The 25,203-nt window shown below is 64.6% G+C and carries 18 protein-coding genes; 8 read left to right on the forward strand and 10 right to left on the reverse strand.

All coding sequences use genetic code 11. The features are described 5' to 3' along the window. The first annotated feature begins 94 nt into the window (after positions 1 to 94). The 3 genes from OHL12_RS08815 (at position 95) to OHL12_RS08825 (ending at position 6,866) form a co-directional block, all read left to right on the forward strand. On the forward strand, positions 95 to 1,369 hold the full coding sequence (locus OHL12_RS08815; RefSeq protein WP_263413456.1) for an SGNH/GDSL hydrolase family protein: 1,275 nt from the start codon (positions 95 to 97) through the stop codon (positions 1,367 to 1,369). Between the two features lie 192 nt (positions 1,370 to 1,561). After that, on the forward strand, positions 1,562 to 3,001 hold the full coding sequence (locus OHL12_RS08820) for an MATE family efflux transporter (protein ID WP_263413457.1): 1,440 nt from the start codon (positions 1,562 to 1,564) through the stop codon (positions 2,999 to 3,001). A gap of 223 nt (positions 3,002 to 3,224) precedes the next feature. Continuing rightward, positions 3,225 to 6,866 (forward strand): TonB-dependent receptor, encoded by a 3,642-nt coding sequence (locus tag OHL12_RS08825; protein ID WP_263413458.1) that lies wholly within the window; start codon positions 3,225 to 3,227, stop codon positions 6,864 to 6,866. Positions 6,867 to 7,029: 163 nt separating this feature from the next. On the opposite strand, the gene OHL12_RS08830 is transcribed toward OHL12_RS08825, so the two are convergent. Then, entirely contained in the window at positions 7,030 to 8,088 is a 1,059-nt protein-coding gene (locus tag OHL12_RS08830) for a glycosyltransferase family 2 protein (RefSeq protein ID WP_263413459.1), read from the reverse strand. A gap of 128 nt (positions 8,089 to 8,216) precedes the next feature. Between OHL12_RS08830 and OHL12_RS08835 the strand changes: the two genes are divergently transcribed. The 4 genes from OHL12_RS08835 to OHL12_RS08850 all read left to right on the forward strand — a co-directional run bounded on the left by OHL12_RS08835 (position 8,217) and on the right by OHL12_RS08850 (position 12,899). After that, the gene (locus OHL12_RS08835; RefSeq protein ID WP_263413460.1) at positions 8,217 to 9,785 is read left to right on the forward strand and encodes a tetratricopeptide repeat protein; all 1,569 of its coding nucleotides are present in this window, start codon (positions 8,217 to 8,219) and stop codon (positions 9,783 to 9,785) included. Beyond that, on the forward strand, positions 9,782 to 11,155 hold the full coding sequence (locus OHL12_RS08840) for an NfeD family protein (RefSeq protein WP_263413461.1): 1,374 nt from the start codon (positions 9,782 to 9,784) through the stop codon (positions 11,153 to 11,155). The genes OHL12_RS08835 and OHL12_RS08840 overlap by 4 nt, the downstream gene beginning before the upstream one ends. Before the next feature lie 140 nt (positions 11,156 to 11,295). After that, a complete protein-coding gene (locus tag OHL12_RS08845; RefSeq protein ID WP_263413462.1) occupies positions 11,296 to 12,009 on the forward strand; it encodes a hypothetical protein in 714 nt (237 codons plus the stop codon). A 38-nt stretch (positions 12,010 to 12,047) separates the two neighbouring features. Then, a complete protein-coding gene (locus tag OHL12_RS08850) occupies positions 12,048 to 12,899 on the forward strand; it encodes an SPOR domain-containing protein (RefSeq protein ID WP_263413463.1) in 852 nt (283 codons plus the stop codon). Between the two features lie 51 nt (positions 12,900 to 12,950). Here the strand turns inward: OHL12_RS08850 and OHL12_RS08855 are convergent, their stop codons facing one another. The 9 genes from OHL12_RS08855 to OHL12_RS08895 all read right to left on the reverse strand — a co-directional run bounded on the left by OHL12_RS08855 (position 12,951) and on the right by OHL12_RS08895 (position 23,512). Then, positions 12,951 to 13,697: a lysophospholipid acyltransferase family protein gene (locus OHL12_RS08855; RefSeq protein WP_263413464.1), complete on the reverse strand. Its 747-nt coding sequence runs from the start codon at positions 13,695 to 13,697 to the stop codon at positions 12,951 to 12,953. Between the two features lie 85 nt (positions 13,698 to 13,782). Further along, positions 13,783 to 15,234 carry a UDP-N-acetylmuramate:L-alanyl-gamma-D-glutamyl-meso-diaminopimelate ligase gene (gene mpl, locus OHL12_RS08860; protein ID WP_263413465.1) on the reverse strand — a complete coding sequence of 484 codons (1,452 nt, stop codon included), beginning with the start codon at positions 15,232 to 15,234 and terminating at the stop codon, positions 13,783 to 13,785. Between the two features lie 73 nt (positions 15,235 to 15,307). Then, a complete protein-coding gene (locus OHL12_RS08865; protein ID WP_263413466.1) occupies positions 15,308 to 16,279 on the reverse strand; it encodes a S66 peptidase family protein in 972 nt (323 codons plus the stop codon). Continuing rightward, entirely contained in the window at positions 16,276 to 17,097 is an 822-nt protein-coding gene (gene dapF / locus OHL12_RS08870) for a diaminopimelate epimerase (protein ID WP_263413467.1), read from the reverse strand. Before dapF ends, OHL12_RS08865 begins: the two co-directional genes overlap by 4 nt. Then, entirely contained in the window at positions 17,094 to 18,881 is a 1,788-nt protein-coding gene (locus tag OHL12_RS08875) for a hypothetical protein (protein ID WP_263413468.1), read from the reverse strand. The genes dapF and OHL12_RS08875 overlap by 4 nt, the downstream gene beginning before the upstream one ends. An 8-nt stretch (positions 18,882 to 18,889) precedes the next feature. Continuing rightward, entirely contained in the window at positions 18,890 to 20,017 is a 1,128-nt protein-coding gene (locus OHL12_RS08880; RefSeq protein WP_263413469.1) for an acyltransferase family protein, read from the reverse strand. Then, the gene (locus OHL12_RS08885) at positions 19,987 to 21,594 is read right to left on the reverse strand and encodes a glycosyltransferase family 39 protein (protein WP_263413470.1); all 1,608 of its coding nucleotides are present in this window, start codon (positions 21,592 to 21,594) and stop codon (positions 19,987 to 19,989) included. Before OHL12_RS08885 ends, OHL12_RS08880 begins: the two co-directional genes overlap by 31 nt. A 41-nt stretch (positions 21,595 to 21,635) precedes the next feature. Next, positions 21,636 to 22,559: a polysaccharide deacetylase family protein gene (locus tag OHL12_RS08890; protein ID WP_263413471.1), complete on the reverse strand. Its 924-nt coding sequence runs from the start codon at positions 22,557 to 22,559 to the stop codon at positions 21,636 to 21,638. Further along, positions 22,556 to 23,512, reverse strand: coding sequence for a PfkB family carbohydrate kinase (locus OHL12_RS08895; RefSeq protein ID WP_263413472.1), 957 nt, complete (start codon positions 23,510 to 23,512; stop codon positions 22,556 to 22,558). The genes OHL12_RS08890 and OHL12_RS08895 overlap by 4 nt, the downstream gene beginning before the upstream one ends. A 332-nt stretch (positions 23,513 to 23,844) precedes the next feature. Between OHL12_RS08895 and OHL12_RS08900 the strand changes: the two genes are divergently transcribed. Next, positions 23,845 to 25,197: a retroviral-like aspartic protease family protein gene (locus OHL12_RS08900; protein ID WP_399261227.1), complete on the forward strand. Its 1,353-nt coding sequence runs from the start codon at positions 23,845 to 23,847 to the stop codon at positions 25,195 to 25,197. The last annotated feature ends 6 nt before the right edge of the window (positions 25,198 to 25,203 follow it).

Below are 25,203 nucleotides of genomic sequence, written 5' to 3' on the forward strand. Positions count from 1 at the left end.
TCCGGTTCCATGCCGGCGCTTCCGGGCGTCGAGCGATACACTCGGCGGTATGCGCCGCCTTGCTTGTGTGTTACTTGCTTTGTCTTCGGTATCGATGTGTGCCCAGAAATACGGCTGGTTGGGAACCTGGACGACGGCAAACATGCCAATGGGTGAGACAGAGCGGGCGAAGCTGCACCTGGGGCAGGAGACGGTCACGGTGCGGCAGGTGGTTCACCTGAGCCAGGGCGGGAAGATGGCACGGGTGACGTTTACGAATGAGTTCGGGACGGCACCGCTCGAGATTTCGTCGGCGCACGTGGCGTTCCTGGCGGCGGGATCGAAGATCCTGGTCAATACGGATAAGCCGCTGCTGTTCCACGGGCAGGCTGGTGTGACGATTCCGGCGGGCGGTTTTGCGGCGAGCGACGCCGTGACGCAGGTGACGCCAGCGTACGGCGAGATGGTCATCACGATGGTGCTGCCGGCGCAGGCCATTCCTGTGGTGACGCAGCACAGCCTCGGCCTGACGGCGACCTACATCGTGCCGGGCGAACGGGTGAGCGACGAGCAGTTTGCGCCGCCGAGCACGCCTCCGCCGGGGCTGACGGCGCCGGATGTGACGGCGCCCGTTCAGCAGGCGGATCGAAAGGCAACGCCGATTGTGAAACAGGTTGGGCCCTCCGCTGCCACGACCCAGGGTGATGCGGCGGGATCGCCGACCATCGTGAGCTCGTATCTGTTTCTGAAGGACGTGGAGGTAGACGCCGGGAAGAAGTCGAAGGCGGTGGTCTGCTTTGGCGATTCGATCACGGACGGGATGGGGTCGACACCGGAAACGGACCGCCGTTACCCGGACCAGTTCAGCGGATTGCTGAGCGCGACCAAGCACGAGGTCAATGTGGCCGTGCTGAACGCGGGCATCAGCGGCAACCGGCTGTTGCAGGACGGCGCCGGGCCAAAGGCGAGCGACCGGTTTGACCGCGACGTGCTGAGCCAGGCCGGGGTGACCCACGTGATTGTGCTGGAAGGGATCAACGATATTGGGCACGGCGGCGTGACGGCGCAGCAGGTGATCGATGCCCTGACAGCGCTGGCCCAGCGCGCCCATGCCAAGGGGCTGAAGATTTTCGGTGGGACACTGACGCCGTACGAAGGGGCGAAGTACTACACGCCCGAGGGCGAAGCGATCCGGCAGCAGGTGAATGCGTTTGTGCGGGCGAACACCGCTTTCGACGGCGTGATCGACTTCGACAAGGCGACGCAGGACCCGCAGCACCCAACGCAGTTCCTGCCCAAGAATGACCATGGCGATCACCTGCACCCGAGCGATCTGGGTTACACGGCGATGGCGTCGGCGATCAACGTGAAGTGGTTCCGAAAGAAGTAGGGATCGCGCCCTGATCTGTTAGGCAAGCCATGGATCGAGCGCCGGGTGAGTGGGGCATTGATTGTCCACTTTGACGGAACCATTGGACTGCTTGCTTTTGTTGACGACGCACAGGTATGTTTCACGGCACTTATATGAAGCCGGCATCCTACCTCCTGAATCATGTCGCAATTCGTGGAACCTCGAAGTAGCGTGTCCGGCTCGCAGGACACATCGAGAAAGCCCTGGGGCACCGGAGGCTTTCTTTCGCGTTTGGGCGGAGAGATTCGGCCAACGCTGAAGATCGGCGGGCCGCTCGCACTTGGAGAGCTGGGCTGGATGTCGACCTATATCGTCGACGCCCTGATGATTGGCAGGCTGCCGCACTCGGCGCTGGCGATTGCGGCGAGCTCGCTGGGAAACACGATCTACTACGCGATCGTCTTCTTCGTGATCTACCTGTTGAACGGCATGGAAGCGATGGTGCCGCAGGCTGTGGGCCGGGGAGATCGCGGAGAAGGTGTGCGGCTGCTGGGGCAGTCGTTCTGGATTGTGCTGATTGGCACGCCGGTGGTGATGGGAGCGACGATGGCTTCCCTGCTGCTGCTGCCGCACTTCGGAACACCTCCTGAGGTTGTGGCGGAGGCGCGGACATATCTGAACGCGCTGATCTGGTCGACAGGTCCATTGCTGGCTTACATGGCGCTGCGCCGGTACCTGCAGGGCATTAGCCGGGTGTTGCTGGTAAGTGTGAGCCTGATCACGGCTGGCGTGGTGAACTGGGCCGGCGATTGGGCCTTTTTGTTCGGCCACCTGGGTCTACGGCCGATGGGAGTGGCTGGTTCCGGCTGGGGCACCTGCGTGGTCCGCGTGTGGATGCTGCTGCTGCTGGTGGTGGGGGTTGCGCACGCGTTGCGGCACGAAGGCTTGCGCTTCGAGTGGTCGATGTTGCGGCCGGATTGGTCGCGGTTGCGGCCGATGCTGAAGATCGGTTTGCCGAGCGGCATTGATTTTTCGCTGGACCTGTTGCAGGCGACGGCGCTGGGTGTGCTGGCCGCGAAGCTGGGAACGACCCTGCTGGCGGCCAACCAGGTGGTGCTGGACCTGACCGCATTTCTGTATATGGTGCCAACCGGTTTGAGCTATGCGGCGATCATTCGCGTGGGCCAGGGCTATGGGCGAATGGAGCTTCGGCAGATTCGGCGGTCCATTACGACAGTGGTGGCGCTGAGCGCAGGATTCACCCTGCTGGTAGCGATCCCGTATGTGGGCTGGAGCCGTGTGTGGGCCGGCATGTACACGAATGATTCCGCGGTGGCAGCGGCCGCGGCGCCCCTGTTCCTTTTTTGCGCGGTGGGATTGCTGGCGGACTCGATCGCGGTGAGTTATGCCGGTGCGCTGACCGGGTTGAGTGACACGCGATCGCCGCTGGTTGCGAACCTGATCGGCAACTGGGTGTTGGGCGTTCCAACGGCGTGGTGGCTCGGCGTTCACATGGGGTTTGGTTTGCGTGGCATCTGGTTCGGACGCATTGTTGGATCCACGGTTCCCGTACTGATTCAGAGCCTGGCGTGGAACTATCACATGCGAAAGCTGGCGCGGACGAGCGAACCGGCAAAGCTGCCGATTATGATTCCTTCCCCGGCGAAGTAAACCTGTGCGCCCGTGGGCTGAGCCGATTCACACAAACGCGGGGGAGGAAAGTTTGCACCGACCGGGCTACCAAAATTTCTTTCCTCGGCCTGTAAGAACGCGTATGTTCAACGTCAACCGCGACCCCGAGTCCCGATTCGCGCCTGTGCGGAACCGGGATAGCAAACGAGATGCGGGCGCAGACCTTTCACTCTAACCCTGTTGTTCTTTGAGGCCTGACCGTATGTACTCTGTGTGCAAACGCTTTCTCTTCTCCTGTGTGCGCCCCGGGACGGTGGCGTTTCTGCCGCTGCTGCTGAGCGCAAGTGCTGTGACGATGCAGGCGCAGTCGGTGCTGGGAAGCATTACCGGAAGCGTGAAGGATGCGAGCGGCGCGGCGATTCCCAACGCCACTGTGCGGCTGCACCGCACCGAGACGAACACAGACCGGACTGTGCTGGCGGACCGCGACGGCAACTTCACGGCGCTGAATGTGGACGCGGGAACGTACGACATCACCGTTACCTCAGCCGGATTTGCAAGCAAGATAGCGACGGGCGTGCGGCTGGACGCGCGGCAGCAGTTGCGCTATGACGCGACGCTCAGCGTGAGCACGACCAACGACACCGTGACGGTGAACGCAAGCGATGCGGGCGTGATCAACACGGAGAACGCGCAGGTGAGCGCGAGCCTGTCGCCGCAAGCGGTGCTGGACCTGCCGGCGAACTATCGCGGCGCGGGATCGACCAGTCCGCTGAACGTGGTGCAGACCCTGCCGGGCGTGCAGCCGGATTCGGCGAGCTATCCGCCCGCACCCAGCACGCATCCGGCGCCTTCGCTGCGGTTCAGCATTCAGGGTGGCCTGCCGTCGCAGACAGAGACGACGATCGATGGCATCTCCGCACAGAACCAGACGAGCAACAACATTCAGGGCGACGCGTTTCCGTCGGCGGAGTCGATTGCGGAGATCCGCGTGGACGGCGTGAACAACAATGCCGAGTACGGCCAGCCGGGCGAGATCACGATCGTTACGAAGTCCGGAACGAACCATGTACACGGATCGGGCTTCTGGTACTTCCAGAACTCGGCGTTCGATGCGGTGCCGTACCAGGGCTATGTGCCGCCAGGGCAGACGCCGCTGAAGCCGAAGAAGGTGGCGAACGATTTCGGCGCGACCATCAGTGGGCCGGTGGTGCTCCCGCATCTGTACAACGGACGCGACAAGACGTTCTTCTCCGGGACGTATGAGGGCCTGCGATATCCGCAGTCGAGCATCCTGCAGGCATCGGTTCCGACGGTGCGGATGAAGCAGGGTGACCTGTCGCAGGAGGAGCCGACGACGCAGTTGCAGAACCCGTTTACGGGTGGCGTGTACGCTGGCAATCGCGTGCCAATCAATGCGAGCTCGGCCGCGTTTTTGGCGCTGTACCCGGACCCGAACGTGGATGCGAATCTGTCGCTGAACCAGGCAGTGGCGCAGAACGGATTCAATTACATCAGCACGCGGCGCGACGACATCAGCTCGAACCAGTTCGACGTGCGTGGCGACCAGACGCTGGGCGACAAGATCAGCTTCTTCGGGCGGTACACGTTCAAGAACATCGACCAGGTGCAGCCGGCGGATCTCCTGTTGCCGAACTCGACTGCGTTTGCGCACTATCGCATCTTTGCGTCGAGCCTAAACTATGCGATTTCGCCGCGGGTTGCGAACGAGTTTCGCTTTGGCTTCACGCTGGAGCAGGATGGCAACCAGAACCCATTCAACGGGCAGGGCTTTACCAAGGGCACGGGGCTGAACGTGGCGGCAAACCAGCAGACGCCGTTCTTCAATGGGCTGCCGCATCTGCAGTTCAACGGTGGCGACGATCCGGTGTATTCGATCGGATCGCGGCTAGGGTATGACGAGGCGTCGCACCTGTACCAGTACGTGGATAACCTGACGCTGCAACTGGGACAGCACACGGTACGGGTGGGCTTCGACATCCGCCACCTGCTGGCCCACACGGAAGCGGGCGGCGAGACGTCCTCCATCAACTACGGCAACTTCAACTTCGACCCGAACAACACTGCCACGGGCAATCAGTGGGCGGACTTCCTGATCGGTGTGCCGTACTACACGCAGGGCAACACGATCAGCCGCGACAACGACGGTTCGGCCAATGCGTATGCGTTCTATGCCGAGGATTCGTGGAAGGCGACGCCAAACCTGAATGTGAACTTTGGCCTGCGGTACGAGTACCATCCGCCGCTCGCTGCAGCGGGTGGACTGGCGGGCAACTTCGACCCGAGTGTTCCGCGGACGGGTCGCATCATCTACCCGACGGGCGCCGAGGGTACGCTGGCGGCAGAGGAACTGGCCAGCTTCAACGCCTGCCCAAGAGCGGGCGTGAACCAGCCATATGCGACGGCGTCGATCCAAGGCGTGGGCTGCACACCGCTGGTGTCCAGCTCTGAGGCTGGGCTGCCGCTGGGTCTACGCAAGGCGCCGAAGCTGCGCTTCGAGCCGCGCATCGGCTTTGCGTATCGGCCGTTCGGGAACGACCGCACGTCGATCCGTGGCGGAGCGGGGTATTACAACATCACCACGACGGGCGCGCTGTTCTATGCGATCGCGCAGACGCTGCAGGACAACTACCAGACTTTTACGAACTCGTATGGAACCGGCACCGGGAGCGCGGTGACGCCGGGACAAACAGCTCCACTGATTGTGTTCCCCAACACGAGCGCCTCGAACCAGTTTGTTGCGACACCGCAAAGCGTGTACTTCTATGCCGCGATCGACACCAACTGGCACGATCCCTATTCGCTGCAGACGGACCTGTCGATCGATCACGACTTCGGCAAGGGCTTCGGCGCCCGGGTGAGCTATGTGGGCATGCACACGTGGCACCTGATTTGGCAGCCACAGTTCAACCAACTGCCGTTCTCGACCACGCGGCTTGCGGCTGACGCGTACAACATCAGCAAGAATCCCACACTGCCTGAAGTGCCGTTCCCGAACTTCAACCAGATCACGCGGCGCGCTACCGGGGCCGACTCGGACTACCGCTCGCTGCAGGGCGAGTTGCACCGGCGCATGCTGAACGGCATTTCGCTGGATGCGGTGTACACCTACGCGAAGAACCTGAGCGATAACCAGGGCAGCAATGTGAACTTCAGCTCTGCCGGGTTTGTGGACGAGCAGGGTGGATATAACGCGACGGACAGCACGAACCCGCGGCAGGATTATGGCAACGTGACCGGTACGCGGCGGCACCGGCTGCTGCTGACTGGCATTACGGAAGTTCCGGTGGGCCGAGGCAGAAAGTTCGGTGGCGGGATGAACCGCTTCGCAGACCTGGCGGTGGGTGGATGGCAGTTGGCGAACATCTTCGTCATGCAGAGTGGGCCGTTCCTGACGGCGTACCTGCCGGCGGGTGCGATCGATCCTTCGGGAACCGGGTCCAGCACCTACCCGGGCGGCAGTGCACCGTCGCGGCCGGATCGTATTGCGAATGCGAACACCAGCCGGCACAACCGCAACCAGTGGTTCAACACGGCGGCGTTTGCCTGCCCGGGTGGCGGAACCTTTGCGGATATCCAGGCCGGGAACTGCGGTGTGGGCGTGACGTCGCTGCCAATCGGCCGGTTTGGCACGGAGCATGTTGGCGACCTGGAGGGGCCGGGGACGGTGTCACTGTCGACGGGGTTGAGCAAGAACTTTGCCATCACGGAGCGGGTGAAGCTGCGCGCGGAGGGCACGTTTACCAATGTGCTGAATCACACCAACCTGGCCGACCCGGTGCTGGATTTGACCAACGCGAGCTTTGGGCAGATTACGCAGGCGCGTGGGTCGGACTTTAGCGGCAATCGGACGGGGCAGGTGTCGATGCGGCTGGAGTTCTAGGTCGTTTCTGTAGGAAGAAGGAACGGCCCGGCTTAGGCCGGGTCTTTTCCGTTGATTCTTTTTGGTGGCGCGGACGACTGGTTTGCGGGTGCGCTAAGAGAGCAGATCCTTCGCTGCGCTCAGGATGACACTGCTGAGGGGCGCGTGCCGTGCGGGTGTGAGATCAGGCGGTGCGTTCGCTGTCGCGCTGGCGGAAGTTCATGGTCTGGATGAAGGCGCGGCTCTGGCGGGTTCCGGGGCGGAGCAGAACGGGCAGCGAACGCAGGACGCCGGCGGTGTACCAGACGGAGCAGAGCACGTCGAGTGTGCGAGCGGGTTGTCGGCGGATGCGGGCGACGGCGAGTTGCGGCAGGTCGCGGAGCAGGAGCGCGGCCACGCGGCCAAGTGCAAGCCGCGCGATGGCGCGCGCGGCGGGGCGGCTGGCTGCGGCCGGGGCGGTTGCGGTCGTCACAGGTCTGGGCGCGGTCGGTGCGGGGTTCGAGCCCAGATGGAGCATGCGGGTGTCGCCCGAGGCGATGCGCATGGCGGTCCAGCGGAGGGCGTGGCGGGTGAGACGGCGCTCGGGGATGATGTGGCCCATGCGGGCGGCCGGCGTGAACCAGAGCGTGTGCCCCGCGGCGAGCGCGCGCTGGAAGAGGTCGCGGTCTTCCCCGCCCTCAGTCAGGTTTGTGTTGAAGCCGCCGAGTTGGCGCACGGCGTTGGCGCGCATGAGGACGTTGTTGGTGGCGGGAAAGGTGCCGCGCGGGAACGGGCCTTCGGGCTGCTGGAGGCCGGCTTCGCCGAGCAGGCGTCGGGCGCGCGGGCCGAAGTTGCTGAGCGGAACGCCTGCCGGGAGGCGAAGGTACATGGAACCGCCGACGAAGTCCGCGGAGGAGCGATGGGCGGCGGCGTAGAGCTCGGTGAGCCAGTCGGGGTCGGCGATCTGGTCGTCGTCGCAGCAGGCGAGCCAGGTGCCGCGGCTGTTCTGGACCAGCAGGTTGCGCGCGGCGGCGATGCCGGTGCCATGGCCGGGGACGAGCGTGACGGGAAAGTCGGCGCGACGCTGGAAGCTGCGAAGCCGCTGCGGTGTGTCGTCGGTGGAGCGGTCGTCGACGATCACGAATTCGGTGCGGAAAGGCGCTGCCTGGGCCTGCGGCAGAAGGTGGTCAAGGGCCTGCTGCAACAGGGCGCCGCGGGAGCAGGTGGCGACGGTAATGGAAACATCGATGGGACGGGGTTCCATGCTGGAGGTCCATGGTAGCTGGCGCGGGGGTGCAAGGCACTTCCACTTTCGCTCGGCCCTGGGCGCGGAGGGCGCAGCCAGGCGGGGCGCCTGACCGGCGTCTGCCCGTATTTCCTTATAATCGGCGGGTGCGCCTCGTGTGGTGGTTCCGTTCCGTTCTGGTCCTTTTGGTCTTCGTAGTGCCGGCGTTGCGGGCGCAAGGCGATGCCGGCGGGCGCGTTCTGCTGGTGCTGCCGTTTGACAACCGCAGCGGGCAGGCGAACCTGGATTGGGTGGGCGAGTCGTTTGCGGAGACGATCGATCAGCGGCTGAGTTCGGCTGGGTACCTGACGATCAGCCGGGCGGATCGCGATTACGCGCTGGACCACCTGGGTCTGCCGGTGGGGTTCCGGCCGTCGCGAGCGACCACGCTCCGCATTGCACAGACGCTGGACGCCGAATACGTGGTGGTGGGCCGGTTCAACCTGGTGAACGGCAACGTGGAGGCCGAGGCGCAGGTGATCCAGGTGAACCAGTTGCGCATGAGCCAGCCGCTGAAGGAGAGCAACAGCCTGCAGCGGCTGCTGGACCTGGAGAACTCGATTGCGTGGCGATGTGCGCGCGAGATCGATCCGCATTTTTCAGTGGCGGTGAGCACGTTCCAGGCGGCATCGCAGAACATTCGGCTGGACGCGTATGAGAACTACATTCGCGGAATCGTGGCGCAGAGCCCGGACGAACGCATCAAGCGGCTGAAGGCGGCGGTGGCAGCGCAGCCGAACTACACCGCGGCGGTACTGGCGCTGGGGCGTGCCCAGTACGCGGCGCGCGATTACGACGCGGCGGCGGCGACGCTGGCCAAGGTGCCCGCGACGGATCCGGCGGCGCTGGAGGCGAACTTCTACCGCGGTCTGTCGCGGTTCAACTACGCCAAATATGCAGAGGCCGAGGCTGCGTTTGCCTTTGTGGCGAACCGGCTGCCGCTGCCCGAAGTGGTGAATGACCAGGGTGTGGCGCAGGCTCGTCAGAAGAAGGACGGGACGGCGCTGCTGCAGCGTGCTTCGATCGCCGATCCGCAGGACCCGGACTACCACTACAACATTGCGGTGTCGTTGCGGCGGCGCGGGAATCTGCCGCAGGCGCGGGCGGAGGCAGACCAGGCGCTGAAGCTGCGTCCGCAGGATCAGGAAGCCAAGCTGCTGGATGGGGTGCTGGCAGGAACGACACCGCCGCCGCCGGGATATGACCCGCAGGAACGCATTCGGCGCACCTACAGCGAGGCGGGTGTGCGGCAGGCCGCGTTCCAACTGGACCAGATGCGTGAGGCCAAGAACGAGTCACTGCCGCCAGCGGCGCGTGCGATCACGCTGGCGCAGTCGGGGCAGGAATACCTGAACAACGGCCTCTTGCTGGAGGCGGAGCGCGAGTTCCAGCAGGCGATTGCCGCGGACCCGCGGTCGCCGGACGCGCACCTGGGTCTGGCGCTGGTGCGCGAGCGCAGTTCCAACGCGGCCGAGGCCCGGGCGGAGGCTCAGCAGTCCGTTTCGCTGAAGCCTACGGTTGCGGCTTACCTGTTGCTGGCGCGGCTGGATATGCAGGCCAACCAGTTGCCGGCGAGCGCGCAGGACACCGCGAACGCGCTACGCATGGAGCCGAACAACGCAGCGGCCCTGGCGATGCGGCAGGCGCTGCAGTCGCGCGGACAGGCATTGCCGTGAGACCGAGCAAGTCGAGGCGGCGACGCCTGGAAGGCCTGCTGCTGTTGCTGCTGGCAGTGCTGCTTTGCGGCGCACACTTGCGTGCAGACGGGCTGGGCGCTGGTGCGGCAGCCGCGAATGTCCCACGGTCGACGGTGGTGACCGTGATGCTGCACGACACGATTCAGCCGGTGAGCGCCGGTATGTTGCAGCAGGAGTTGGACGCGGCCAACGCGCGCAAACCAGACGCGATTCTGGTGGACCTGAGCACGCCGGGCGGCATGGAGGACAGCGCGAGGCAGATGGTGCGCAGCATCCAGGCGTCGCGGGCGCCGGTGCTGGTGTTTGTGCATGAGGCCGGGACGAAGGTGGCCGGCGAAGGTGTGCGGGTGCTGCTGGCGGGCCAGGCCGCGGTGATGGATCCGGGAACGCGGCTGGTGGGACTGCAGTTTGCGCATCGTGCCTCGGCAGCGGTGCGGGCCGCGCGCGAGGCGGAGAGCCGAGCCCTGCAGCAGGCTGTTGCCGAAGCATTGGCGCGCAAGGGACGGAATGCCGATGAAGCCGTGGCGCTGCTGTCCTCGGGGGTGCCGATCTCTCCCGAACAGGCGATGGACGCGGGTCTGCTGGACGCGGTGACCAGCCGGGACGAGGTTGCGCTGCGTGCGATGCGTCCCAACGACCCGGAAGCGGCCGCGAAGCTGGGCGCGGCCAAGGTGGTGAACCTGCCCATGACGCCGCGGCAGCACCTGTTGCGCGCCCTGCTGAACCCCGATCTGACGGTGCTGCTGCTAACGCTGGGGGCGCTGCTGATCCTGCTGGAGATCAATACGCCGGGAACGATTGTGCCGGGTGCGGCGGGCGTTCTGCTGGTGTTGCTGAGCCTGTATGCGCTGTTGTTGATGCCGCTGCGGTGGCAGGGCGTAATTCTGCTGGTGATCTCTGTGGGGTTGCTGCTGGCGGAAACCCAGTTCGCGCGGGGAAGCGCCTATGGGGTAGCGGCGGTGGGTACGCTGACGCTGGGGCTGCGGCTGCTGGTGCGTGGGCCGGTGCCGGAGATGGAAGTGGACTGGAGCACCAGCATCGGCGCGGGGCTTGGGTTTGGCGGGATTACGGCAGGACTGGTGCTGCTGGGCGTTCGGGCGCGGCGGGCCAAGGTGCGGACCGGCGCGGACGCCATGCTGGGATGGCTGGCCGTGGCGCAAACTCCTCTGGAGCCAACCGGCGAGGTCCTAGTGCGCGGGGAGCTGTGGCGCGCGCGCCTGAGCGAAGGCAATACCTACCTGCCGGCCGGCGAGTGCGTGAAGGTGCAGAGCAGCGACGGCATGACGCTGGAGGTGGCGCCCATGGGCCAGCAACTGCAGGAGATGGAAACTGCGCAAACAGCCCTGTGATGCCGGGGCCGGGGTCGCGACCGGGCACCCTTCGGGGCTCGATGCATGGAGAGTGGTTCCCTTTTCCCGGGTTGCGGCGTTGACGTGTATGCCCGGGCGGAGTCCCTCAGATAGACTTCAAGGTGCGAGGATTTTTGCTGTTGGCCTTCCCAGTGCGTCCGTTTCGATCGTTTCCCGTGCTGCTTAGCGCGGTGCTGTTTACAGGTGGTGTGGTTTCAAGCGCGGCGGCACAGGCCGACCCGGGTGCGGCGCCGCAGACGCGGTTCGACCGTGTGCTGAGCCATTTCGATTTTGCGGCTTCGGCTGTAGGCGAGTTCGACACGACCGTCAACGGGCCCGTTCAGAACAAACTGGCCGTCACACCGAATAGCCTGACGGAACATCCGTCCAGCACGGTGGGTGCGATGGGAACCATCCGGTTTCAGAAGTCGCCGTGGGTCGGTGGCGAGTTCAACTACCGTTGGGCAAAGTACAACTACACGTTCACGTTCGCGAACGATCCGCAAAATCTGCTGAAGTTCTATACCCAGAACACGGCGAACGAGTACACGGTGGGGTACATCGCCCACCCTGCCCACCAACTGTTCGGGTTCAAGCCGTTTGTGGGCGCAGGTGCGGGAACGGTGGAGTTCAAGCCGTCGCGTTCCAGCGGCAGCGGCCTGCCGGTGCAGGCGCGCGCGGCGTACTACTACACCGTGGGGGGCGACACGCCTTTTTCGGGCGACCGGTTCGGCTTGCGGCTGGGCTTCCGGCAGGTGTTCTACCTGGCTCCCGACTTCGGCCAGAATTACCTGTACATCAAGAAGCTTGCGATCTCTTCGCAGCCAACCGTTGGCTTCTACGTGCACTTCTAACCTGACGCGGCCCTTCTCTGGCTGCTGAGCCATAATCCTTGATAAACCGCTCGACCGACGACCTGGACGACTTGACGCTGCCGCAGCGGCCCCGCCGGCCGGATCCGCGCGCCGACATGCGAAGTGATGCGCGAGCGAGCGCGCGAGAGGACCTGCGGGACGATATGGCAGCGGACGAACGCGAGTTCACCCTGAGCACGGGAACGGTGCTGGGCCTGTTTTTCGGCCTGGCGCTGATCTGCGCTGTATTTTTTGGGTTCGGCTACAGCATGGGTAAGAAATCCGCGACGGCGGCTGCGGTTGCCGTGGCAGATGCCAACACCGGTGCGGATACGGCGGATGCGGCCGCGGCGGGCAGCACGCCATCGGCAAATAAGCCCTCTGCCGGATCGCCTGCCATCCAGGAAATCCCGGGGTACCAGGGGCAGAAGGGCGCGGACACGTCCGCACGCACTCCAGCCGCTCCGGCGAAGGTGGCTCCTGCGACGACGGCCACCTCTGTAACGGTTCCGATGGACGACTCGGCTGCGCCAGCCAAGGCAAAGAAGCCGGCCGCGAGCGATCCGGACGGGCAGGTGGTGGGCGACGGGCCGAAAGCTACGCTGACTCGGCCGGTGCTGACGCCAGCGACTCCCGCGGCACAGACGACGGCTGTTCCCGCCGTGGCTGCAGGCGGGACGGTGTACGTGCAGATTTCGGCTGTGAGTCACAAGGAAGACGCCGATACGCTGATGGCGGCGCTGCGGCGGCGTGGGTACAGCGTGTTTACGCGCCCCAGCGACACGGACAAGCTGATCCACGTGCAGGTGGGGCCGTTTGCGAATAAGAAGGATGCCGAGGTGATGCGGCAGAAGCTGCTGGGTGATGGGTACAACGCGATTCTGAAGTAGGATCGGTTTTTCGAGATGAGACAAGGCCCGCTTCTGGCGGGCCTTATTGCGTTATGCGGTTGCGTTGGCTGCTTCGGCGGGCAAGGGGTGCATGTGCTCGGGCAGGGCGCTCAGGATGCTTTCGCGCACGGCTCGCAGGAGATTGTTGCGGTCGGGGTGGTCGGCGGGCGAGACGGGCGGCAGGAAGCGGATGTGCGCGGTGCCGGGTGTTATGGCGGCGCTTCCCTTCTGCATCATCTGCTCGGTGCCCCACAGGGCGATGGGGACGATGGGTGCGCCGGTGGACTGGGCGAGATGGAACGGGCCTCGCTTGAAGGGCAGAAGGCGGCCGGTGCGGGAGCGTGTGCCCTCGATGAAGACGAGGAGCGAGAGGCCGGACTGGATCGCTTCCGCAGCGGCCTTGGCGGCCTGCACGGCGGAGCGGCGGTCGCCGTCGCGTTCGACCGGGACGAACTTGCCCATCTTCATGGCCGGGCCGAGGACGGGGATCTTCATGAGCGATTTTTTGAGCATGATGGATGGCGTGCCGGGCAGCATCGGAACGAGCGCCGGCGGGTCTAGGTTCGAGACGTGGTTCGCCATGAAGATGCAGGGGCGGTCGGTGGGAATGTTCTCACGGCCCCGCACGTCGAATCTGATACCGGCGGCGACCAGGCCGAGGTGCGCGATGCGCTGGCCGGCGCGGTACATCCAGCCAACGTCGCGCGTGGCGAGCGTGAGCGGCATGCCGATGAGGCCGGCGGGAACGCCGAGCGCGGTGAAGACGGTGACGGCTTTGGCGGTAGAGAAAAGGGACATTGCTTTGCGATTGGATTCCGTGCGGAGATGTGTCGCTGCGAAGGAACTAGATCCTTCGCTGCGCTCAGGATGACACTGGTGAGGCTTAGGTGGTGCTCTCTGCGGAACGTGTTGCGGCGATCGCGGCTGGCAGTTTGGTGTAGATGCCGCCGAAGCCGCCGTTCGAGAGGATGGCGACGACGTCGCCCTGCTGGAGCGTGGGGGCGAGGGTGGTGCTGATAGTGTCGGCGTCGGGCAGGAGCTGGGCCGGGGTGCCGCGCTGGTTCAGGGCGGCGACGACGCGCTGGGGTTCGAGGCGCTCCTCGGCCGGGATGCTCTCCTGCTTGAAGACGGCGGCGAGCACGACTTCGTTGGCGGCGGTTAGGGACTCGATCAGGTCCTGCTCGAAGACGTTGCGGCGCAGGGTTGCGGAACGCGGCTCGACCACGGCGATGAGGCGGCGGCCGGGGTAGGCGGAGCGCAGGGCGCGCAGGGTTTCGCGGATGGCGGTGGGGTGGTGCGCGAAGTCGTCAATGACGGTGATCCCGTGCGCCTCGGAGCGGACCTCCAGGCGGCGCTTGACGCTGCGGAATGTGCGAAGGGCTTCAGTGATGGATTCGGCGTCGACGCCCTGCCCTGCCGCGAGAGCGGCCGCGGCGGTGGCGTTGAGCGCGTTGTGTTCGCCGGCCATGGGGAGTTCGAGGTCGGCGAAGTGCTGGCCCTGGCGGAGGAGCGTCCAGCGGCTGCGGGCGCCGGGCTGGAAGTTCGTAATCTGCCAGTGCGAGCTGGCCTCAAAGCCGTAGCGCTCGACCGGGCAGAAGGCACGGGCGACGCACTCGGTGACGTTGTCGCTGCGATCGAAGGCGACGATGCGGCCGCGCCGCGGGAGTAAGTTCACGAGGCGCTTGAAGGCGGTCTTGACCTGGGCGAGGTCGGCATAGATGTCGGCGTGGTCGAACTCGACGTGGGTGAGGATGAGCGCGTCCGGAAAGTAGTGGAGGAACTTGGGGCCCTTGTCGAAGAAGGCGGTGTCGTACTCGTCGCCTTCGAGGATGAAGGGGCGAGTGTCCGGGTTCACGCGGTAGCTGGTGCCGAAGTTCTCTGCGACGCCGCCGACGAGGAAGCTGGGGGCGAAGCGTGGGTCGCGGCGGGAGGCGACCTCGTAGATCCACGTGAGCATGCTGGTGGTGGTGGTCTTGCCGTGCGTTCCGCTGACGACGAGCGACTCGCGCTGCTGCAGGAACTCGTCGTGGATCATGGCGGCCATGCTGCAGAACGGGATGCGCTGGTCGAGGACGTACTCGAGCTCGGGGTTGCCGCGGGAGATGGCGTTGCCGACGACGACGAGGTCGGGCCGGGGCTCGAGGTTCGCCTCGTCAAAGGGCTGCAGCAGAGGGATGTTCATGGCGGCGAGCTGGTCGCTCATGGGCGGGTAGGCGCCGGCGTCGGACCCGGTGATGCGGTGGCCCTGCGCTTGGAGCATGCCGGCGAGTGAGGCCATAGCGGTGCCGCAGATGCCGATGAGGTGGATGTGACGAGGAGCTTGGGAGGACGGCATCGGTTCAGTGTAGCGAGTTGCCGCCGGGAGTCGGCAAGCTGCGAAGCAGTGGGAGCGGGAGAACGCAGGTTGGCTAGGAGACGGCGGATTCGAGGATGCGCAGCTCCGGTTCGCCGTCGAGGTCGAGTTCGGTTTCGACGTTGAGCGGGAGCGTGATGTTGGGTGTGTTGACGTGGCCACAGCCCAGACCGATGGCGATCGGACCGGCGAAGTCGCGTAGGTTGTGCAACAAGGCGGCGAGCAGGAGGGCGCTTTCGCGGGCGCGCTCTTCGGCGGAAATGGTGGTGAGGCACTGCTCCATGTCGCCCAGGACGATGGCCTGAACGCGGTCGAGAATGCCGGCGTAGCGGAGGTGGAGGAGCATGCGGTCCCACTGGTAGGGGTGGGTGCCGACCTCTTCGAGGAAGAGGATGCTGTCGCCCGCAGGCGGGGTGAGCGCCCATGGCGTGCCCAGCGAGTCGTTGAGCAGGGCAAGGCAGCCGCCGAAGAGGGTGCCTCGCGCGGTCTGGGTATGCTTGCCCGGGCGAAGGAGGCGCAGGCCGTCCGGGGGGCCAAGCGACCACGGCTCGGTTTGCGTAAGCGCGTTGCGGAAGCTGCGGACGTCAACGCCTTTATCGACGCTATCGCCGCGGGCGAAGTCGGGCGAGATCATTGGGCCGTAGAACGTGCCCAGACCGCAGGTTTGGGCGAACCACAGGTGCAGCGTGGTGGGATCACTGAAGCCGAGAAAGGGCTTGGGATTCTGCCGGATGAGGTCGGCATTGAGGTGCGGCAGAAGTTCGGCTGTGCCCCAGCCTCCGCGTGTGCAGAACACCGCGCCGATGGTCGGGTCGGCGAAAGCGTTGTGCAGGTCGGCCACACGCGCGGCGATGTTGCCCGCGAAGTAGATAGGACCCTGGGCGAGAGCCGACGGAAAGAGCACCGGCTGGTAGCCGAGGGTGGCGAGGCACTGGAGGCCGCGTTCGACCATCTGTGGCTTGGGCGCGCCCGCGGGCGAGATGATGGCGATGCGGGCGCCGGGCTGGAGTGCGGGCGGCTTGATCATGCAGAGACCCCACGCAAAGCGGACACAGCGTTGCCGGTGCAGACGATGCGGGCAGGGCCGGTCAGGCGCATCGGCTGGTCGCTTGCGGGCCAGTGTATCCGTTGCGGGCCGCCGATGCTGCTGGCGGTCAGCAGACGCGCGCAGTTGCGCAGGGTGATGGCTGCGGTTGCGGCGGCACAGGTGCCGGTGCCGGAGGAGTGAGTGGGGCCGACGCCGCGCTCGTAGATGCGGAACTGGATCTCCGTGGGGCTGATGATACGAACGAACTCGACGTTGGTCTGGCCGGGGAAATCGCGGTGGGTGCAGAGATAGGCACCGAGTGCCTCCCAGGTGTGACCGTAGGTGCGGAAATCCTGGTCGACGGTGAAGAGGACGAAGTGCGGGTTGCCGACGTTGACCACGGCTCCCTGCACTGGACCAATGCCGTGGAGATCGACGGTGCGCTCCTGGATGGTGGGCACGCCCATGTCGGTCTCAATCAGGAAGTCGGCGTCGTCGCACTCGACCACGTTGCAGGTGCGCACGCCGCCATGAGTTTCGATGGTGGTGGACTTGAGCCCTTCGGAGTAGGCGATCCAGGCAGCGACGCACCGGGTGCCGTTGCCGCTGAGCTCTGCTTCTGAGCCGTCGGCATTGAACAGGCGGAGGAAGAAGGAGCCGTCCGCGCGGCGATCGACGAACTCGATGCCGTCGGCACCGATGCCGTAATGGCGCGAGCAGAGCTCGCGGGCGAGGGCGGCATGCTGACCGTTCGCCACGGATTCTTCGAGGATGAGGAAGTCGTTACCGCAAGCGTGCGCTTTGACGAAGGGGATCATGGTGTGTAGATGTCAGACCGATAGATGCGCGCGCAAGGCTGACCGGTGTGACAGAGGATCTCGATTTCTGACAAACCTTGCGGATGGGCGGCAACAGCAGCCGCGACAGGGTCGTTGTCCAGAGCGATCACGATGTTGGCGTGCTGGGCGGGAGCGCTCTTTGCGGCGTTGAAGCGTTGCGAATCGAGCGGTGAGACGAGGCGGCGCAGAGGGATGCCGGCGTCCTGCACAGCTCCGATGTGATCGGTGGTGTCGAACATGATGGTCGCGTCGGACGGTGCGCGGTTCAGCTCTGCCGCGAGAGATTTCTCAAACGGGATGCGGGTGCGCGAGTTGACGACGGCCTCATCGAAGACGAGCGGCGGCCGACCGACCCAGGTCCACGGGGTCTTGTGGAAGACCGCCTGGATGAAGGTGCCGACCGTGCCGAACATGATGAACGTATTGACAGTGATGAGGATGAGCGACGCGGGATAGAGCGCATCTGCTAGGCGTTTGTTGCGCGCGTTAGAGGGTGTGGGTTGCGCGTCGCGGCGCAGCCACTGGCTCAACTGCCAGATGGCAAAGGTGCCGAAGATTGCGAAGGCGGGGAGCAGCTCCATGCCGTAGCGCGAGTTGTACCAGGCGTGCGGGTACACCTGTGGGATGAAGATGGGCACTGAGCTCCACGCGATGGAGTACATGTAGAACGGCAGCGGCACCCAGAGCAGCAGCGCGATGCGGTTCGCCTTTTGCTTTGCAAGCAGCCAGGCACCGGCGATGGATCCGAAGAAGAGCGCGAAGCCGGACTCCCAGAACGCGGCGTCAAGCTGGGCGGCGCGGGTGAAGTATAGGAACGCGTAGAGCGGGTTGTGCCAGCCGTGGTAGCGGCCCGCGCTGGGTGGGCTGGTCTTCTTTTCAATTGCGGCGGCGGAGTAGGGTCCGCGCAGGAAGTCGAGCCAGTCGCCTTCGTACTTTGCGTTGTAAAGGAACCAGAGGATCGGCCCGGCGACGGTGATGACGGTGCTGATGGCGAAGGCGGTGGTGGTCTGCCGGCGCGTTTCGGGCGCGCTGCGGAACCAGGCGACGGCGAGGACGAGCCAAGCCGCGGCGCCGACGATCCAGCCGTCGTAACGCGTGAGCACCATGGCCAGCGTGAGTACGCTGCTGACGATCATGCGCGTGCGCGCGGTGTGCAGCTTGGCACTGCGAAGGGCGTCCGCGGCCTCAAGGGTGATGACCGTGGACCAGACGAAGAGCGCGAGGAACAGCGGCTCTGTCATGGCGGTGGTGGACAGGTACAGCAGGTTGGGGTTGAGCGCGACGAATGCGGTCGCCGCAAAGGCCCAGTTGGGCGGCATGAGTCGGCGCGCAAGGCGATACAGACCCAGGTTGCCGAGGATGTAGGCTGCGGCGCTGGGGAACGTTCCGGCGATGCCGGATTGCCACCAGTCCATGCGCTGCACGAACGGCAGCAGAAGCAGATGAGGCAGCGGGAGCCAGACGCCGCCGAGTTGTGCCAGGCCGGGGTAGCGCGCGTCCAGGATGCGGCGGGCGATGCCGAGGTGCGCGACGGCGTCGCCGTAAAGGAGCAGCCAGCCGTTCTTTGCGCAGATGAGAAAGGCCAGCAGGGTGAGAATGAGCGATGCCATGGCGATGGGCATCAGTTCGGTGCGGTGAACGGGGTAGATGCCGTTCGGGTCACGATTGAGAAGCTCTGGCGCGAGGCGGCGGGGCGCTCGCGACGGTCTGCGCAGGCTTGCGTCCTTGCGGCCCGGCGCGGTGTAGGTGCGTGACTTGCTCATTGCAACCTTCAGACTAAATGGCGCTGGAGGCGTCGCGTGAGAGTGGCGCGCAGCGGAGCGTCCACAAAGCGGACGGCTAGCCAGGAAAGGACGAGGAGGGTGGGCAGGTACACGATGCCCATCGTTAGCGTGGGCGGGGCGGCCTTGCCCGGCGCGTGCCGATAGATTCCCGCGAAGACGAAGTACAGCGGGATGTGGAGGAGGTACACCGGGTAGGAGATCGCGCCGAGGAACTTGCAGACGGATGTGGCGCGCGGGCCCGGCGTGGAGGATGCGGCGAGCAGAACAAGCAGCGGGAAGGCCAGAAGCGCGCAGACGATGTCAATGACGACCAGGTGCGCGGAGGACATGGGCAGGGCGAAGATGCCGCACAGGATGACGGTGCTGAGGAGGCCGGCTGCGGGTATCGAGCGCCGGCGCGAGTGCCACACGCGGTAGAGGAGCATGCCGGTGACGTAGCCGAAGGCAAGCCGAAAGACGGCGAAGGAAGCGATTGGCCGGATGGAACCGAAGTTGAGATGTCCAACGCGAACGGCGGTCCAGGCGACGCCAACGGCCGCGCATGAGGCGACGAGCGCGAGCTGCGTGCTGCTGCGGCGCCGCAGGAAGAGCGCGTGGCCCAGGTTGCCGATGCCCTCCAGGAGGATGGACCAGCTTGGAAAGTTGAGCGGGAAAAGCCACATGTCGCTGGGGAACGAGGGCAGGAACACGAGGCCCAGTGCAAGCCGCGCGAGCATGCGATGCGAGGAGCCGGTTTGAAACCCGATGGGAAGAAAGGCAGCGCCGAAGCCAAAGAGCAGCGTGAGCGAATAGACCGGGTACAGGCGAATGAAGCGGACCAGAAGAAAGCTGCGCGTGGGCCAACCGCGACCGAGGCGATCGCCATAGGCATAGGCCAGGACGAAGCCGCTAAGCATGAAGAAGAAATCGACCGCAAGATAGCCGTGCGCCAGACGAATGGGCCCAAGCAGGCCCGGCACGTGGAAGAGAATGACGGCAAGTGCGGCGACGCCGCGCAAGCCGTCGAGCGTGGCAAAGGTGTGCGGCTTGCTGCGGCCCGGGGCGCGTTGCGCGGGCCCCGCGGAGCTGTCCTGGCCCGTACCGATCACTGCGCCTGGGACAGATCGCGCTCGCACACGACCCTGCTGCCGCGCCGGACGTAGTAATAGATCTGAACGTCGGCGGTGAGGTGGACGAGGGCGAGTTGGGCGCGTTCCTGCGGCGTGACGATCAGCGGTGCGCTGCAAAGCCGGTAATCGCGGGCGAACTCGGGCGCGGCAACGATCTCAGAATCACCGAGGGTGAGCCAGCCCTTGGCAAGCTGGCCGCTGGGTGGGCCCAGCAGAAGCACGTCGGGGTGACGGCGGAGGACGCTCAGGCCATCGCCTTTCAGGTGGCCGACGACGACGGGATGCTTTGCAGGGTCGATGGGGACCGGATTGCGGCGAGCGATCTCATAGTCGTTCAGGCCAAGCATGTCGATGTAGTTCAGATCGTCATCGACGTAGGGCATGGCTCCGGCGACGTTGAGGCCGACGAGCGAACCGGCGGGAATGAGCGCGCGCATGGAGTTGCCGACGATAGTGCCGGCGAGGCTGGATGAACTTTCATAGCGCGGGTTCAGGATTTCGTTGCGGAACTGGAGCGCGGAGGTGACCAGAAAGAGTGCAGCCACGCTGGAGGCGAGAGCCGGGGTGGAGAGGGCGCCGATTTGCAAGAGGCCGATGACGCTGGCCAAGGCGAAGATGGGCACCAGCGTGACCATGAAGCGCGCGGCGAACATGTGGTCGCCGCCGGTGGTCACGATATAGGCGGCCATGATGAGGAGCCAGAGCCAGAGCGCAAGCGAGAGGCGCGAAACGCGTCGGCGGAGAAGCTGGACGACGGCGATGAGGAAGAGGATCTCAGCGGGATACGGAGCGAGCTTGAGATAGATCTTCCAGTAGAGCAGGCCGTTGCGAACACGCCAGCCGAGCGGGATGCCGTAGACCTTTGCGTAGTAGGTGTTGGGCAGAGGCGCGTGGAAGTAGAGTTCGCGAAAGATTTGCCATGGGACCAGGGAGGCCACGACTATGAGGCCGGAGAGAACGACGTCGATGACACGCTGGCGAAGCGGCGCTTTGGACAGCAGGAGTACGGCGAGTAGCGCGGCAATGGCTGCTACCGCTCCGTCCATGCGGGTGAACGCGGCGATGCCGAGCAGGACGCCGCCCCACAGCAGATCGCGGCGGTTGGAAGACTCAAGGTAGTCGAAGCAGAAGAGCGTGCCTGCGGTGCAGAGTGCAGCGAATGGGACGGCCTCAAGGCCGCCGAGATCCCACACGAGCAGGGGAAACGAAACTGCGACGGCGCACGTGGTGAGCACGGCGGCGAGTTGGCCGAAGCGAGCGCGCGTCCAGCGCCACAGGAACGCGAGCAGAACGATGTGCCCGGCGAAGCTGATGAGACGAACGGCGAGGCGGTCGGCTACGTGCAGCTTGAGAAGGGCCGCGACCGCGAAGACGTGAAGCGGGCTGGTGAAGCCCTCGACCGGTGGACCGGCGATGTTCCAGCGCGGGCCGAGCCCCTGTGCAAGGTGCCGTGCGTAGCGGAGCGTGATGTCGGTGTCGTCGTAGAACCAGGCGTGGTTGTACCAGAGGCAGAGCGCCACGAGAACGGCGGTTGTCGCAACCAGAACGGAGCTGAGCCTGTTGTCGGCTTGTCGCGACAGCATGTGCCCCTTATACCATTCGTGGGCGTGCGAGACGGGGTGAGTCAACGGCACAGCTTGGCGAGCTTGTCATAGGGCTTGGTGTCGGGCGCGACGGTTTCGTCGCGGGATTCGAGCAGGAGCTCAGTGAAGCTGCCGCCATCCTTGTCGCCATGGTCGGGATCGAGCCGGTAAGCCTTGTCGTTGAGAGCGTGCGGCATGGTGACGAAGGTGAAGCCGCGCTTGCGATAGAGTTCGAGGAGTTCGGGCAGCATCTTCGCGTCGAATGCGCCGATGTGCATGAGCAGAACGTACGGGATGTCGCGATGGAAGGCCTGCTGCGATAGACCCCGGTAGACCGTGATGTAGTGATCCGCGGTTTCCAGATAGGAGTCGTGCAGGTACTTGAGAGCTTCCGGGTCGTTCTTGGCGGAGCAGCGAGCGTACGGATCGTTCCAGAGGTAGTCTTCAAAGTCCATCGAGACTTCGGCGATGCGGAAGCCGCGGGCGGCGAGGCCGGCACGAACGGCGCGGCGCTTTTCGATCGTGTCGCCTTCGTGAAGGAAGGGGTAGCGCAGCCACTGCTGGTGCTGGCCCTTTGGGTCGATCTGGTTGAGCAGGGTCTGGTTGCGATCGACGTCGGCAAGGAATTGCTCGGCGGTCTGGTCGTTCAGGTCGGTGTGGGCCCAGGTGTGGTTGCCGAGCGGCTGCCGCGCTTTCAGCCAGGCTTGCAGCACCTGCAAGGTGGGTGGCGCGTCAACGGTGCGAACGCCATTGACGAAGCCGTAGATGGGCGGCAGGTGCTCGCGGTGGAATGTGTCGAGGAAGCTCTGCGCGACCTGCTGCCGCGTGACGCCGGGCGGGAGTTCGCCGTGGGCAGGCAGGTCGTCGACCGTGATGGCGAGTTGGAGCTTCTGCGCAGGCGCAGCGACAGTGGCGATGGTAAGTGCGACTGCCGCTGCCAACGATCCGAGGGTGCGGCCCTTCACTTCGCGTCCGGCTTCAGTTCGCCGTCGAGGTGCGAGATTTCGACGAAGAGACGGAAGCGTTCCTCGATCTCCTCGCGCGTCGTGCGGGCGAGGCGGTCGGTGCCGAACTCTTCAACCGCGAACGAGCCCATGACGCCGCCGTAGAAGAGCGCCTTGCGCAGAACGGCGGGCGTGAGCTGCGGCTGCGAAGCGATGTAGCCATAGAAGCCGCCGGCGAAGCTGTCGCCCGCGCCAGTGGGATCGACGACGGTTTCGATGGGCAGAGCGGGAGCGCGGAAGGGCTTGGGTGTTCCCTGCTCGCCCGTGAACGAGCGCTCGCTGAAGAAGGCGGTCGCGCCGTACTCGCCATGCTTGATGACGAGCGACTTGGGGCCGAGCTCCATGACGCGCTTGGCGGCGGCGACCAGGTTGTGCTCGCCGCTCAGCAGACGCGCTTCGGTGTCGTTGATGATCAAGATGTCGAGCTCGCGCAAAACCTTCAAGAGGTTGTCGCGGTGGTCGTTGATCCAGTAGTTCATGGTGTCGCCGGCGACGAGCTTCACGTTCGGTAACTGCTGGCGAACCCGCAACTGCAGCACGGGATCGATGTTGGCGAGGAAGAGGTAGTCGGAGTCGGCGTAGCTGGCGGGGATCTTCGGAGCGAAGGTGCCGAAGACGTTCAGGTCGGTGCCGAGGGTCTTGGCCTCGCTCATCGCGCCTTCGTACGCGCCGGTCCAGTGGAAGGAGAGGCCATCGGCGTGCTCGATGCCGGAGGTGTCGATGCCCTTCGAGCGCATCACATCTTCGTGCTCAGCAGTGAAGTCTTTCCCAACTACGCCGACGACGCGTACGGGCGTGAAAAACGAAGCAGCAAGCGAGAAATGTGTTGCGGCGCCACCAAGAATTTTCTCGCGATGACCTGTGGGCGTTGTTAGGGTATCGAAGGCAACGGAACCGACTACAAGGATGGACATTGGACCTCGCTTTTGAAGGTACGTTATAACCCCGGTCAGCGAAAGTTCAGCGGGACAGATTGGAATTGCAGGCCTTAGAACACGCAAGTACAGTGTTCGCATCCATGATGAAGCTCTTTGCTGCTCTGTGTACCTTTTTCCTTCTCTGCCCATCCATGCTGCATGCGCAAGCGGCGTCGGCATCGCGGTCCTGCCCGATCCGAAGCACACCTCTCAGCGAGGCGGATCTGCTGCTAAGTCGTAGTCAACCCAAAGAGGCACAGGCGATTTACAAAACGCTGCTGCAGAAAAGCCCGACGGACGAGTACGCGAGGCTGGGCTTCATCCGGTCCATGCTCGAACAATCTCAGGTTGCAGAAGCAAGCCGCGAATCAACCGCATTTGTGAAGGATCGACCGGCGAGTGGGCTGGCCCAGCTTGCGGCGTTTGAGGTCGCATACCGTAGGGGTGACATCGAGGAGGCATTCGCTCATGTGAAGCGGGCCTTGGCGTTGGCGCCCTGCGATGGTCAAGCCGACATGGGATTGGCTCAGATGTATCAAATGACGGGCCTGTATGCCACGGCGGCCCACTTCATTCGGCTGGCACACATGCTGGACCCGCAGAATCAATTCATCACGCGGGAATGGATCGGCACTTTGCCGAGGGAAGAGCGCCTGCCCGCGCTCACAGCGTTCCTTCAGTCGAATCCGCCGGTGTCCGATCGCGTGCTGCGCACATTGGAGGATCGCGAGGAAGATCTGAAAGCGCAAAAGTCGGGTGAGTGCCGGGTTGTGTCTTCGACCGACGCGGCAGAGGCACCGTTTACTGCAATCTACGGCGGGAACGGGAACCGTCCTGTGGCGTACGGACTCGAGGTTCAATTCAACAACAAGAAGCGAGTCATGCAGATCGACACTAGCGCAAATGGATTCTTGCTCACCACCGCCGCGGCTCACGCCCTAGGACTTCAGCCGGACACCGCGGCCAAGCCGGGCGCGAAAGGCAACGAAGGGGCGCGTGACGAGTACGTGACGCACGTGCACAGCATTCGACTCGGTGCGATGGAGTTGCAGAACTGCAAGGTGCGTGTTGTGAAGGGCGACGGCCCGGTGGCGAACGGCGTGATCGGGATGGCGCTATTTCGACGCTGGCTCGTCACCCTGGACTATCCGGGAGCGAGGTTGCGGCTGGCGGCGCTGCCTGTCAATCCACGGGCACCCGCATTGAGCGCCGATACCGACCCGGATGATGAAATGCCGCAGGACGCGTACATCGCTCCGGGCATGGAGGACTGGGTACACGTGGTGCGCATCGGAAACGAACTGCTGCTGCCGTCATCGCTGAAACCGAATGGTCCGCTGCACTACATGGTCATGGAGACTGGTGCGTTGAATAGCACGCTTTCCCCAACGATGGGCAAAGAAGCAGGCACGTTGCGTGCCACGAGCTACCGGAACGCCAATCCTGCCGCGACGGGCACCCTATACGTAACCCAGGACACCCCTCTGTACATCGGCAACCTGCACCTGCTTCCGGACTCCTATTTCTGCACTGACCTCGAATACGTCTCAAAAGGGCTGAACTTCGATATCGGCGGCTTCTTCGGCCTGAACACGCTACAGCGGCTTACCATCCAGATCGACTATCGAGACGATTTGGTGAAGCTGACCTATGACCCGAAACGAGATGTGGTGCGGTTCTAGCTAGCT

It is taken from the genome of Terriglobus aquaticus, assembly GCF_025685415.1.
Lineage (GTDB): Bacteria > Acidobacteriota > Terriglobia > Terriglobales > Acidobacteriaceae > Terriglobus > Terriglobus aquaticus.

What these genes read in the sequence shown, in the direction of transcription:
- OHL12_RS08825 (WP_263413458.1), top strand. Translation starts at nt 3,225, where the DNA reads ATGTACTCTGTGTGCAAACGCTTTCTCTTCTCCTGTGTGCGCCCCGGG.
- dapF (WP_263413467.1), bottom strand. Translation starts at nt 17,097, where the DNA reads ATGATCCCCTTCGTCAAAGCGCACGCTTGCGGTAACGACTTCCTCATC.
- OHL12_RS08885 (WP_263413470.1), bottom strand. Translation starts at nt 21,594, where the DNA reads ATGCTGTCGCGACAAGCCGACAACAGGCTCAGCTCCGTTCTGGTTGCG.
- OHL12_RS08895 (WP_263413472.1), bottom strand. Translation starts at nt 23,512, where the DNA reads ATGTCCATCCTTGTAGTCGGTTCCGTTGCCTTCGATACCCTAACAACG.
- OHL12_RS08865 (WP_263413466.1), bottom strand. Translation starts at nt 16,279, where the DNA reads ATGATCAAGCCGCCCGCACTCCAGCCCGGCGCCCGCATCGCCATCATC.
- mpl (WP_263413465.1), bottom strand. Translation starts at nt 15,234, where the DNA reads ATGCCGTCCTCCCAAGCTCCTCGTCACATCCACCTCATCGGCATCTGC.
- OHL12_RS08830 (WP_263413459.1), bottom strand. Translation starts at nt 8,088, where the DNA reads ATGGAACCCCGTCCCATCGATGTTTCCATTACCGTCGCCACCTGCTCC.
- OHL12_RS08855 (WP_263413464.1), bottom strand. Translation starts at nt 13,697, where the DNA reads ATGTCCCTTTTCTCTACCGCCAAAGCCGTCACCGTCTTCACCGCGCTC.
- OHL12_RS08900 (WP_399261227.1), top strand. Translation starts at nt 23,845, where the DNA reads ATGCTCGAACAATCTCAGGTTGCAGAAGCAAGCCGCGAATCAACCGCA.
- OHL12_RS08875 (WP_263413468.1), bottom strand. Translation starts at nt 18,881, where the DNA reads ATGAGCAAGTCACGCACCTACACCGCGCCGGGCCGCAAGGACGCAAGC.
- OHL12_RS08815 (WP_263413456.1), top strand. Translation starts at nt 95, where the DNA reads ATGTGTGCCCAGAAATACGGCTGGTTGGGAACCTGGACGACGGCAAAC.